Origin of the sequence: Vibrio sp. FE10, assembly GCF_030297155.1 — a bacterium.
GTDB classification, from domain to species: Bacteria; Pseudomonadota; Gammaproteobacteria; order Enterobacterales; family Vibrionaceae; genus Vibrio; species Vibrio apostichopi.
In genome coordinates this window covers 3,714,843-3,726,456 of sequence record NZ_AP028067.1, presented here as the reverse complement: position 1 = coordinate 3,726,456, position 11,614 = coordinate 3,714,843, and the positions used below count along the sequence as shown (strand labels likewise).

Annotated in this window: 11 protein-coding genes; 5 read left to right on the top strand and 6 right to left on the bottom strand. The window is 46.2% G+C overall.

Annotated elements, in window-relative coordinates:
• Positions 1-2 precede the first annotated feature (2 nt).
• The gene (locus QUF19_RS16745) at positions 3-767 is read left to right on the top strand and encodes a thiazole synthase (RefSeq protein ID WP_151408544.1); all 765 of its coding nucleotides are present in this window, start codon (positions 3-5) and stop codon (positions 765-767) included.
• 7 nt (positions 768-774) lie between these two features.
• Positions 775-1,902, top strand: coding sequence for a 2-iminoacetate synthase ThiH (thiH, locus tag QUF19_RS16740; protein WP_016789614.1), 1,128 nt, complete (start codon positions 775-777; stop codon positions 1,900-1,902).
• A gap of 147 nt (positions 1,903-2,049) precedes the next feature.
• Here thiH and QUF19_RS16735 read toward each other — a convergent pair whose 3' ends face one another.
• The gene (locus QUF19_RS16735; RefSeq protein WP_286295142.1) at positions 2,050-3,840 is read right to left on the bottom strand and encodes an aminopeptidase P family protein; all 1,791 of its coding nucleotides are present in this window, start codon (positions 3,838-3,840) and stop codon (positions 2,050-2,052) included.
• A 122-nt stretch (positions 3,841-3,962) separates the two neighbouring features.
• Entirely contained in the window at positions 3,963-4,904 is a 942-nt protein-coding gene (locus tag QUF19_RS16730) for a LysR family transcriptional regulator (RefSeq protein ID WP_012605070.1), read from the bottom strand.
• Between the two features lie 101 nt (positions 4,905-5,005).
• Between QUF19_RS16730 and QUF19_RS16725 the strand changes: the two genes are divergently transcribed.
• Both QUF19_RS16725 and tsrA read left to right on the top strand, forming a co-directional pair.
• Positions 5,006-6,205 carry a multidrug effflux MFS transporter gene (locus QUF19_RS16725; RefSeq protein ID WP_029222012.1) on the top strand — a complete coding sequence of 400 codons (1,200 nt, stop codon included), beginning with the start codon at positions 5,006-5,008 and terminating at the stop codon, positions 6,203-6,205.
• 102 nt (positions 6,206-6,307) lie between these two features.
• Entirely contained in the window at positions 6,308-6,589 is a 282-nt protein-coding gene (gene tsrA, locus QUF19_RS16720) for an H-NS-like global regulator TsrA (protein ID WP_004736654.1), read from the top strand.
• 66 nt (positions 6,590-6,655) lie between these two features.
• Here the strand turns inward: tsrA and QUF19_RS16715 are convergent, their stop codons facing one another.
• From QUF19_RS16715 to QUF19_RS16700, 4 genes are all read right to left on the bottom strand, one after another.
• Positions 6,656-7,114, bottom strand: coding sequence for a DoxX family protein (locus QUF19_RS16715; protein ID WP_123961438.1), 459 nt, complete (start codon positions 7,112-7,114; stop codon positions 6,656-6,658).
• 1 nt (position 7,115) lies between these two features.
• The gene (locus QUF19_RS16710) at positions 7,116-7,883 is read right to left on the bottom strand and encodes an HvfC/BufC N-terminal domain-containing protein (RefSeq protein ID WP_102435282.1); all 768 of its coding nucleotides are present in this window, start codon (positions 7,881-7,883) and stop codon (positions 7,116-7,118) included.
• Positions 7,880-8,740: an MNIO family bufferin maturase gene (bufB, locus tag QUF19_RS16705; RefSeq protein ID WP_286295121.1), complete on the bottom strand. Its 861-nt coding sequence runs from the start codon at positions 8,738-8,740 to the stop codon at positions 7,880-7,882. The genes QUF19_RS16710 and bufB overlap by 4 nt, the downstream gene beginning before the upstream one ends.
• Positions 8,741-8,804: 64 nt before the next feature.
• On the bottom strand, positions 8,805-9,065 hold the full coding sequence (locus QUF19_RS16700) for a BufA1 family periplasmic bufferin-type metallophore (RefSeq protein ID WP_016783738.1): 261 nt from the start codon (positions 9,063-9,065) through the stop codon (positions 8,805-8,807).
• Between the two features lie 264 nt (positions 9,066-9,329).
• On the opposite strand from QUF19_RS16700, the gene uvrD reads away from it, so the two are divergent.
• Positions 9,330-11,504 carry a DNA helicase II gene (uvrD, locus tag QUF19_RS16695; protein WP_009848185.1) on the top strand — a complete coding sequence of 725 codons (2,175 nt, stop codon included), beginning with the start codon at positions 9,330-9,332 and terminating at the stop codon, positions 11,502-11,504.
• Positions 11,505-11,614 lie beyond the last annotated feature (110 nt).

The following is an 11,614-nucleotide window of genomic DNA, read 5'->3' as shown; positions in this document are numbered from 1 at the left end:
CCATGTTAACTATCGCTGATAAAACGTTTCAATCTCGACTCTTTACTGGAACTGGCAAGTTCGCTAACAAGCATTTGATGGCGAGTGCTATCGAGGCTTCAGGTTCGCAATTGGCAACCATGGCGCTGAAGAGAGTCGATATTCGCTCTGAGCAAGACGATATCCTACAACCGATCATGGATGCTGGCGTGAACTTACTGCCGAATACCTCTGGTGCGAAGAACGCAAAAGACGCCATCTTTGCTGCGCATTTGGCTCGTGAAGCACTGGGTACAAACTGGCTTAAACTAGAAATCCACCCAGATCCAAAGTACTTGATGCCGGACCCAATTGAAACGCTTAAAGCTGCTGAGCAACTGGTCAAAGATGGCTTTGTTGTGTTGCCTTATTGCCACGCCGACCCGGTTTTGTGTAAGCGCTTGGAAGAGGTGGGTTGTGCTGCAGTTATGCCGTTGGGTGCGCCGATTGGTTCAAATAAGGGTATTGCGTCTGCAGACTTCTTAGAGATCATTATCGACCAAGCGAATGTCCCTGTGATTGTTGATGCGGGCATTGGTGCGCCATCTCATGCTGCTCGTGCAATGGAAATGGGCGCAGACGCTGTGTTAGTGAATACGGCGATTGCGGCTTCCCAACAACCCGTTGATATGGCGATTGCCTTTAAGCTGGCAGTTGAAGCGGGTCGAATGGCTTACCTTGCTGGACTTGCAGGAAAAGTATCTCACGCGGTTGCTTCGAGCCCGCTAACTTCATTCCTAGACGAGTAGTATTGTTATGACGTTTGTTGATCGATTTAAACAGCTCAACTGGGATGACATTGGTATGTCTATCTTCAGTAAAACGGCAGCGGATGTTGAGCGCGCTCTGAGTAAACCCAAACGCGACTTAGAAGACTTTAAGGCGCTGATCTCTCCAGCGGCAGAACCTTACTTAGAGCAGATGGCACAACAATCGTTGGCACTAACTCGCAAGCGGTTTGGCAATACGATGTCGCTTTATATTCCTTTGTATCTATCTAACCTGTGCGCTAACGCGTGCACGTATTGTGGTTTTTCAATGGAAAACCGTATCAAGCGCCGCACGCTTACTTTGGATGAAATCGATGCCGAAAGTGCGGCGATCAAAAAGATGAAGTTTGATAGCGTTTTGTTGGTCACCGGTGAACATGAAACTAAGGTCGGGATGAATTACTTTCGACAGGTGCTGCCGAATATCAAAAAGCAATTCAACTACCTTGCGATGGAAGTGCAGCCACTTGATCAACAAGATTACGCCGAACTTAAAACTCTCGGTTTAGATGCGGTGATGGTTTATCAAGAGACCTATCAACCAAGGACCTACGCTGAGCATCATCTACGTGGCAATAAAATGGATTTTGAGTATCGTCTTGAAACCCCCGATCGCCTAGCAAAGGCGGGGATCGATAAGATAGGTATAGGTGCTTTGATTGGCTTGGAAGATTGGCGAACCGACTGCTTCTTTGTTGCTGCTCATTTAGATTACCTAGAGCGTACTTATTGGCAGACACGTTACTCGATTTCATTCCCACGTCTTCGCCCGTGTGAAGGTGGGGAGTCTAGTGGAGGCTTACAGCCTAAGTCGGTTATGAACGATAAACAGTTGGTTCAGCTTATCTGCGCATATCGACTCTTGAATCCTGAGGTCGAGTTGTCTCTATCTACTCGTGAGTCGGCAACCTTCCGTGACAACGTGCTGCCATTAGGGATCACGAGTATGTCTGCCGCTTCTAAAACCCAGCCTGGTGGTTATGCTTCCGGTGAAGAAGAACTCGAGCAGTTTGAGATTAGCGATGAGAGAAGTGCAGCCGATGTTGAGTCGATGATCCGACAGCGAGGGTTCGACCCAGTATGGCGTGATTGGCACAGTGCCTATTCTGGTTAATCAATGTTTGGTTTATGTTCCACGTGAAACATCTTAATGATACAGGCAAATAAAAACGGCTACCTTTGGGTAGCCGTTTTGCTATTTGCTATTTAACTTATTAACCTAGCAGGCTCGTTTTGGTTCAGTTAATAGCTTAACGAAGCATTATGCGTGAGCTAATGGCGCCGTTGATTGGCGTAGCCATTCCAGCGTATCACCTTCAACTAATGGGCTAACATCGTTCCATACTTTCTGATGGTAGTCGTTCAGCCACGCCAGTTCAGGTCGTGTTAGTAAATCAACATTGATGTTGCGCTTATCGATAGGACAACGTGTTAGCGATTCGAACGTTAGTACTGAGAAATCACCTTGAGTTGGAAGTTCAACAACCAGTTCTAGGTTCTCGATACGGATACCAAATTCATCAGCACGGTAGTAACCCGGCTCGTTTGATAACACCATACCTTCAACAAGAGGTACGTCGATTAGCTTCTTAGAGATGCTTTGCGGTCCTTCATGAACACTTAGGAAATGACCAACACCGTGGCCAGTACCGTGGTCGTAATCGAAGCCTTCTGCCCAAAGGTGCTGACGCGCTAGGATATCCAGTTGGAAACCACGAGTGCCTTGTGGGAAACGAGCTCGTGCGATGCCGATGTGACCTTTAAGCGCTAACGTGAACTGCTGAATCATTTCGTCGCTTGGTTGGCCAATCGCGATAGTACGAGTGATGTCGGTTGTACCATCTAGATACTGGCCACCTGAATCGACTAGGTACAGAGTATTCAGTTCTAGTTGACCGGGTTCAGGTTGATTCTCATGGTTGTAGTGACACATAGCTGCGTTTCCGCCTGCTGCTGAAATCGTGTCAAAACTTAGGTCCATCAGCGTTGGGTCTTGCTCGCGGAATGACTGTACTTTGTCAGCCAAGACCGCTTCGTTGTGCAGGTTACCTTGCGCGACTTCGGCATCAATCCAAGACAAAAACTTCGCCATAGCAACGCCATCACGAATGTGACACGCTTTCATACCTGCAATCTCAGTTGCGTTTTTAGCAGCTTTTGGCATGAGACATGGGTCTGCTGCTTCAATGATGTGAGCGCCAGCGTTTTGTAGAACAAGCGTGTACCAAGCATTGCTTGTACCTGAATCGACAGACACATTGTTACCCTCTAGAGACTGAAGGCGCGCTTCAAGCTCTGATGGGTGAGAAACACGAATACCATTACCAACGTGCGCTTCAAAGCCAGCAGGGATACGAGCCGGGTCTAGGAAGAAGTCGACGCTTTCATCGGCGTGGATGATCGCGTTGGATAACACAACAGGTAGGCGAGATACGTCCAAGCCACGAATGTTAAGCAACCAACAGATTGAGTCTAGCTCGGTAAGGATAGCGGCGTCCGCACCTTTTGCTTTTAGTAAGCCAGCAATCTCAGCGCGTTTGCTCTCGCTTGATTGACCAACGGCGTCTGTTGCCATTAGGCGAACATCAGACACGACAGGCTCAGGGCGATCAGACCAAAGCTCATCAATTGGATTAGAAGAGAGTGTCGTTAGCTCAACTTTCTCTGCTAGTTTTGCTTGTGCGCCTTTCAACCAAGCTGCGGTGTGCATGCGTGGGTCGAATGCAACCTTACTGCCTTGTGGCAATGAATTGATGATCCAATCTAAAGCCGGTTCTTCAATAAGGTGGCGATACTCAAATAACTCTGCTGGTACTTGCTTACGAACCTGAACGGTGTAGCGACCATCAACAAAAATAGCAGCAGTTTCACGAGTGATAACAGCGGCACCTGCAGAGCCAGTGAAACCTGTTAACCAGTGAAGTCGCTCGTTATGAGCTGGAACGTATTCACCTAGATATTCGTCTTCATGTGGAATGATAACGGCATCTAGGTTGTTTGTTTCAAGCCAAGCTCGAACCGCAGCGACGCGTTCAGCAGTGATATTGTGCATCTGTGTTTATCCTTATTGTTAGGGTCCTTGTTAACACTCACAGTCGATATATATGCGAGGGGACTTATTAGGTCAATAAGCTAGCGCTTTTGTTCGTTTGCTGCAAACGCTGTACGCCATTTTTATCTAAGGTGCAGAGTTTTTTCTTTGATGATATCTCGCAGCCAAGTTAACGCTGGGTCATTTTCTCTGTCACGGTGCCAAAACAGAGTGTATGCCATCGGTGGGAATTCCATCGGTAAAGGCACAACCACTAAGTCGAGTTGCTTGGCGACGAGGTAAGTAAAATGACTTGGTGCGGTAAACACAAAGTCGGTGTAGGTACATAGGCTTGCGGCGCTATTGAAGTCTGGAACAGAAATAGCGATATCTCGCTGATGACCAAGATCAGCCAGTTTGTAGTCGAGCAGCCAGCGGTCGTTACCATCACACCTTACTTGTACATGACGCTGCGCAAGGTAGGTTTCCAGATCCCATTTACCGCTCAGAGCAGGGTGGTTGCGTCTTAGTACACACATCTGTGCATCGCGGTAGATCTCTTGTTCGCAGATGTCATCTGGCGGTAGCATGGTTAAGCGCGCATCGTTGATGTCGATGTCTTTACCGGTGAGTCCGATATCTAACTCACCAAGCTGCAGCTTCTTAAAGGTTTGTTCGGTCCACGCATGGGTGTTGATATTGACCTTAGGCGCTTGTCGAAATATTGCTGGTAAGAAGTGGGGAAGAATCAGCGGGTAAACACTTTCAACTGCAGCAATGTGAAAACTATGGTCGCTGTTGTTGGGAATGAATGTCTCTGGTTGGGTAAGCACATCAAGTTGATTGATCAGCGTTTCTAATCGAGGCTTGAGAAATACAGCCTTAGGTGTTGGTCGTAGGCCATGAGCACTTCGCGTAAAAAGGGGATCATTAAATTGCTCACGAAGCTTGGCTAGCGACTTACTCACAGCCGATTGGCTCAAGCATAATCGGTGTGCGGTGCGAGTGACACTCAGCTCTTCCATCAGCACCTGCAAGCAAACCAATAGATTGAGGTCGAGGCGTGATAGTTTCTCGATATTCATGTGAGTTTCCTATTTGGAATAATGCTAATGAGTATATGCCATTTTTGTTCATATCTTTAGTTGGTTATTATGCACCGAAATTAACTCATTCGGAGAATCTTGTGCCTTCTAACGCGCTTCCAACCCCTAGTAAACTGCAGGTTGCTTTATTGGCAATGCTGGTTCTATTTAGCCCTCTGGCTATAGATATTTATCTTCCAGCTCTGCCACAAATTTCAACAGCGTTTCACGTGGAACACGCATTAGCACAAGATACGATTACTTGGTTTTTATTCGCCATGGGTGTCGGGCAATTATTTGCAGGCCCTTTGGCTGATAAGTTAGGACGTCGAACCGTTGCATTGGGAGGTGTTAGTATCTATGCATTGAGTGCTTGCTTGGCGTGGGCAGCTCAATCGATTGATATGATGCTAATAGCTCGGCTGCTACAAGGCTTAGGAGCTTGTGCGACTTCTGTGGCAGCCTTTGCGACGGTTCGCGATCTATTTGGCCCTGAGAAAAGTGGCCGTATGATCAGTTACCTCAATGGTGCAATTTGCTTTATTCCTGCACTAGCACCGATTCTTGGTGCTTGGTTGACTCAACAGTTTGGCTGGCGCTCGAACTTCAGCTTTATGGCTGTGTTCGCTGTCGTGGTTGGAACCATTTTGTTTTTCCAAATGAAAGAGTCCAATCCAGCGACAGAAAAGGTCGCGGTGTTCAAACTTGAGCGTTACTGGTCGGTACTGAAAACACCATCATTCATCTTCCATGCGACATTGTGCTTGATGGCGATGGCAGTAATCCTTGCTTACGTTACCTCAGCACCTGTTGTGTTGATGGAAAACCTAGGTTTGACGATGAACGAGTTTACCTTCTGGTTTGGTATTAACGCGGTTATCAACATCACGGCTGCATTCACTGCACCGAAGTTCATGGACCGTTTTGGTACTTACAAAGCATTGGTTGTTGGTATTTCAACGCTTGGCTTAGCGGGCGTGGTTATGCTGGTGCTTGCTGAGCATGCAAGCGCGATTGCGTTTATGTTACCGATCTTCTTATCTTCAGTTGGTTTCGCTTGGATTCTAGGTGCTGCTGCAGGTAAAGCTCTAGAACCTTTCGGTGACCGTGCGGGTACCGCTGCTGCACTACTTGGCTTGTTCCAAATGAGTGGCTCAGGGTTACTGGTTGGTACCATGCAACGTCTTGATTTAACGTCTCAAGTGATGATAGCTCTGCAAATGTTCCTGATTGTTCCAGCATTGTTAGTGCTTGCGAGTAAAGCAGGTAAGTCGTGGCACACGACGTTTGCCAAGGCGTAAATCTCAAGGGTGACAAAATATACAAATGGCGGTTTTCGAAACCTTAAAACATGCTATATTTGTCACTCATTGAAACGTTAGTCCCCAACGGAAAATACTGTAATGTCATTAACAACCTACGAAATGGCGCGCATCTTAGAACAAATGGAAGATGCACCTGAAAAGGTCATGTTTGGTAAATTGCTTAAAGAGCTAGGAAACCAAAGTGAAGAGCGTATTCGCAGTGCGGCAAAACAAGTTCCAATCGACACTTTGCGAGATATCATTTACCAATTTCAACGCGTGGTTGAATCTCGTAAAGGTGAACAAGTTCAGCTACTAGCAAAAGAGCTAGCTGAGCAAGGTATCTCTGCTGAAGAGCTACAAGCTTTTTTAAACAAGTAGTTTATTCTAGATAAAAAGAAACCACTCAATTGAGTGGTTTTTTGCGTTTTGGATTTGCGATGAGGACTAGTTGCTAAATTGCTTCTTCAAGATTCTATCCAGTGAAAATGGTCCAGCGCCCCATACAACGACGATAAGAATCATTAATCCCCAAAGCTGATGATCGTAAAAGCCTTGCGCCCACAATACAGGGTATGACACGACGGCCATGATATTGAAAACGAATAGAACTGCGGCCATAGGTCGTGTTAATAAACCAAGCGCTAAGAACACCGGTAGAATCAATTCAGCGGCAGTCCCCATGTAGGCTGCTAACTCCCAAGGTAACAGTGGCACTTGGTATTCCAATTCAAACAAGTAAAGAGTGCTATCCCAAGTTGCTATCTTGGTGAGCCCAGAGTTAAAGAAGACCCACGCCACCCATAGGCGGCAAAACAGAAGTAAGACAGGAACAAAAAGTGCCTGTGATTTCTCAATCAAATTGTCGTATTGAGCCATCATGTTCGTGACTGTGTTGTTATCCATATTATGTCTCCAATTCGGCATCGATTGAAAAACCTGAGATGACGTTAAGCGCCATGACAGCATTCAGATGTTGTAATAGTGAAGGGTCAATCTCAGCGAGCGCTTGACCCGATTGCAATTCAGTTAATAGTTGGTGGCATTCTTCTGTCAAACGATGGCTCTCAATCTGTGAATTCTCGGCTCGGATTAACACCCCAAATTCAGGTTGGTTGATGTCTAACCCGTCGAGTTGTTGCTGATAGATAGCTTGCTCAAGCGCGATCATCGTATAGCTAGAATTGACTAGCGTTATTGAATCTTTGAGATGGAAGACCAAAGCGCCTTGCTGTTCTTGTGGCACATCCGCTAAACAAGAGAGAGGGCGTTGGTCGACATGTGATTCTGAAATACATCTCACCAAGCTATCTTTTTTCCATTCATACAAAGCCACTTCAGCGAGATAAGGAGCAGCCTCAATAACGGCAGGAAAGGTTTGGATAGTCTGTTCAAAGTGTTCCCCATAACCGCTGACATCACCAGAGGTTGATGGATAACTTAAGACATGTTGGCGAGCCATTTGTTGGAAGCACTCTTCACCAACCAGCATTTCAGTAAGTGGGTAGGTTGCTGCCAGTACTTCGCTCAAGCTGATCACAAAGTTATTACGGTAAATCTGGATTCGTTGCTCATCAGTAAAATGGTCGCTCACTATGTCGCAATGCTGACCATTATTTTGGTAGCGTAGGGCGTTAGCAAACTCTGATTGAACATCTGCTAGGGAGTGGCTCATGATGCGCGACTCCTTTGGTTGAACTTGTCGTGTTGATACAAGATATCACTGGCTTTGGTTGCTTCAGCCAATAAGACCTGTGGTTCTGGGATATCTAGATCCCACTCAATCAAGGTATGGCGCAAACCATGTTGTGCAATCCAGTCAGTATATAGTTTCCATACTTCGTCACAGACAGGTTTACTGTGGGTGTCTATCCAGATCTCACCTTGTTCGAGTTTCTTTTTGGTAAAACCTGCCAAGTGAATCTCTTCCACTTTGTTTGCAGGTATTCCGCTTAAGTACTCTTCACAGCTAAAGCCATGATTAAAAGATGAGACGAAAATATTATTGAAATCGAGTAATAGTCGGCACTCAGTGCGCTTTTGTACCTCGGCCAAAAATTCCCATTCTGGGATGGTTGAATGCTTGAATGCTAGGTAACTCGATGGGTTCTCAATCAACATAGGGCGTTGCAGGCTGTCTTGAACCTCGATGACATTGCGACAGAAGACTTCTAACGCTTCTTCTGTGTAAGGCAGTGGTAACAAGTCATTGAAGTAATGACCTCCGGTCTGACTCCAGCTGAGATGGTCAGAAACCAAGAACGGCTCGATGTCATCGATGAGTTCTTTCAACTGCAGTAAGTGATTTGGGTTGATGCGCTCAACCGAACCGAGAGACAAACCCACACCGTGGCAACTGATGTTGTGGGCGTTACGAATTTCTCGGAGTTGTTGACGTTGCGGTGATTGAGTTAAAAAGTAGTTCTCGCTGTGAACCTCTAACCAACTCACGAGAGCTGGATTTTGGCTAAAGAAGTCTAAGTGCGGTGTTCTAAGGCCAACCCCTGCGTTGGGGTGAAGAGTTTGAGTCACAACGATTCTCCTAATCGGAAGTGGAGGTGAGCTGAATATCAGCTCACCATACTAAGCAGCTCAATTATGATGATTGAGTGTCACCACCTGATAATTTGCCACACAGTCCTTTAGGAACGACCACGAATGCATCGGATTGGTTGTCTTCTTTTGCTGTACCCGCACATGAACTTGTTTTAGTTGCACAATCATTTTGGCCAGCTTTTGCCACGCCGTAGCATTTTTCTTTTGCTGCTGCTTCCGCAGGTGCTGATGTAAGAACTGCACCGCCGAACGCTAGTACACTTGTGATTGCAGCTGTAACAGCAAGATTAGAATTTTTCATAGTCATTCCCTCTAGGACTTAATAGTATTTTTATATCGCAGGTTAATGAATTGTTAACTTGCTTACTAAAAAGGATAGGAAGAACCAGGAAATAATTTCACGGCATTATAAGAAATATCAATATTAATGATGAGTTATCTTTTAAGTAACTGATTTTATGATGTTAATTTTTGATTATTTTTTCTTCTTATTATCCTAAACGCAGCCTAGTGTTTAGGTTATAATCGACTTTTATGTATAAATACCCAGTAGTGAGCATATCCAATGATAGATCCTTCGCTTTTACTCGATGGCCTAAACGACAAACAACGTGAGGCGGTCGCAGCACCTTTAGAAAACCTACTTATTCTGGCAGGTGCTGGCAGTGGTAAAACGCGAGTGTTGGTGCATCGTATCGCTTGGTTACAAAGCGTAGAGCAAGCATCACCGTTCTCTATCATGTCGGTTACCTTCACCAACAAAGCGGCAGCAGAGATGCGTGGTCGTATTGAAGAGTTGATGATGGGCAGCTCGTCAGGCATGTGGAACGGCACCTTCCACGGTATTTGTCACCGCATTCTTCGTGCTCACTACCTAGATGCAAAACTGCCAGAAGACTTCCAGATCATTGATTCAGATGATCAGATTCGCTTACTACGTCGCTTAATCAAGGCGCAAAACCTTGATGAAAAGCAGTGGCCAGCCAAGCAAGCTTCTTGGTGGATCAATGGTAAGAAAGACGAAGGGTTACGCCCAAGTCACATTGACGCCTACCATGATCCAATAACTCAAACGTGGTTAAAGATTTACTCTGCTTACCAAGAGGCATGTGATCGTGCTGGCTTGGTCGACTTTGCTGAGATCTTGTTGAGATCACATGAACTATTGCGCGATAAGAAACACATCCGCGAGCACTACCAAGCTCGCTTTAAGCACATTCTTGTCGACGAATTTCAAGATACCAACAACATCCAATACGCTTGGCTACGTATGATGGCAGGCCCGGATTGTCGTGTGATGATCGTGGGTGATGATGACCAATCTATCTATGGTTGGCGTGGTGCGAAAATTGAAAATATTCAGAAGTTCTTGGATGAATTCCCAGGTGCTTCAACGGTTCGACTCGAACAAAACTACCGTTCAACCAAAACCATTCTGCAGGCGTCGAACGAGCTTATCTCGAACAACACCGAGCGTATGGGTAAAGAGCTGTGGACCGATGGCAACGATGGTGAGCCAATCTCTGTTTACTCGGCTTATAACGAGTTAGATGAAGCGCGTTTCACAGTCAGCAAAATCAAAGAGTGGCAAGAGAAAGGCGGTGCGCTAGAAGATACCGCGATGCTTTATCGTAATAACGCCCAGTCTCGTGTTCTTGAAGAAGCTTTGATTCAAGGTGGTCTACCTTACCGAATCTACGGCGGCATGCGATTCTTCGAGCGTCAGGAAATCAGAGATGCCTTGAGCTACCTGCGTTTAATGAGTAACCGCAGCAATGATGCGGCGTTTGAACGTGTCGTCAATACGCCAACGCGTGGCTTGGGCGATAAAACCCTAGAAACGATTCGTCTTGCAGCGCGTGATCGTGGTGCAACTATGTGGGAAGCCAGTGTTGCTCTGATAGAAGAGCAAGTGTTACCAGGCCGTGCTGCAGGTGCTTTGAGCCGCTTTATTGAGCTTATCAATGCACTTGAAGATGACACCATAGAACTGAGACTTCATGAGCAAACCGACCACGTGATCAAATCGTCGGGCTTGTTTGCGATGTACGAGCAAGAGAAAGGCGAGAAATCGAAGGCTCGAATTGAGAACTTGGAAGAATTGGTAACGGCAACGCGTCAGTTTGAAAAACCAGAAGAAGCAGATGAAATGAGCATGCTAACAGCATTCTTAACTCATGCGGCTTTGGAAGCGGGTGAAGGTCAGGCTGATGAGTTTGATGATGCGGTTCAGCTCATGACTCTGCACAGTGCCAAAGGCCTAGAGTTCCCAATGGTATTCATGGTTGGCGTTGAAGAAGGCATGTTCCCAAGCCAGATGTCTGCAGAAGAAGCGGGACGTTTAGAAGAAGAACGTCGTCTGTGTTACGTAGGCATGACTCGTGCGATGGAGAAGCTTTACATCACTTACGCTGAGATGCGTCGTTTGTACGGTCAGGACAAGTACCACAAACCATCACGCTTTATTCGTGAACTTCCAGAAACCTGTCTGGATGAAGTTCGTATGAAAGCACAAGTGAGCCGCCCTGCAAGCAGTGGCCGCTTTAGCCAAACCGCCGTGAAAGAGAACTTTAACGAAACAGGCTTTAGCTTGGGTTCTCGCGTTAAGCACCCTAAGTTTGGTGAAGGTACCATCATCAACTTCGAGGGCAGTGGCCCACAGAGTCGAGTTCAAGTCGCGTTTAACGGTGAAGGCATCAAGTGGTTAGTAACGGCTTACGCTCGACTTGAGCAGCTTTAATCTGCTACTTCGGCATCTAAACATCGTTTATTATTAAAAACCAAAAGAGCAGCCAATGGCTGCTCTTTTTATTGCTCTGTACCGACCTAAATTAGGTTAATACAAGCTGA

Excerpts from the sequence above, each read along its gene's own strand:
- QUF19_RS16700 (WP_016783738.1), bottom strand. The coding sequence starts at position 9,065 with ATGAAAAATTCTAATCTTGCTGTTACAGCTGCAATCACAAGTGTACTA.
- uvrD (WP_009848185.1), top strand. The coding sequence starts at position 9,330 with ATGATAGATCCTTCGCTTTTACTCGATGGCCTAAACGACAAACAACGT.
- QUF19_RS16730 (WP_012605070.1), bottom strand. The coding sequence starts at position 4,904 with ATGAATATCGAGAAACTATCACGCCTCGACCTCAATCTATTGGTTTGC.
- QUF19_RS16745 (WP_151408544.1), top strand. The coding sequence starts at position 3 with ATGTTAACTATCGCTGATAAAACGTTTCAATCTCGACTCTTTACTGGA.
- QUF19_RS16715 (WP_123961438.1), bottom strand. The coding sequence starts at position 7,114 with ATGGATAACAACACAGTCACGAACATGATGGCTCAATACGACAATTTG.
- QUF19_RS16710 (WP_102435282.1), bottom strand. The coding sequence starts at position 7,883 with ATGAGCCACTCCCTAGCAGATGTTCAATCAGAGTTTGCTAACGCCCTA.
- QUF19_RS16735 (WP_286295142.1), bottom strand. The coding sequence starts at position 3,840 with ATGCACAATATCACTGCTGAACGCGTCGCTGCGGTTCGAGCTTGGCTT.
- thiH (WP_016789614.1), top strand. The coding sequence starts at position 775 with ATGACGTTTGTTGATCGATTTAAACAGCTCAACTGGGATGACATTGGT.
- tsrA (WP_004736654.1), top strand. The coding sequence starts at position 6,308 with ATGTCATTAACAACCTACGAAATGGCGCGCATCTTAGAACAAATGGAA.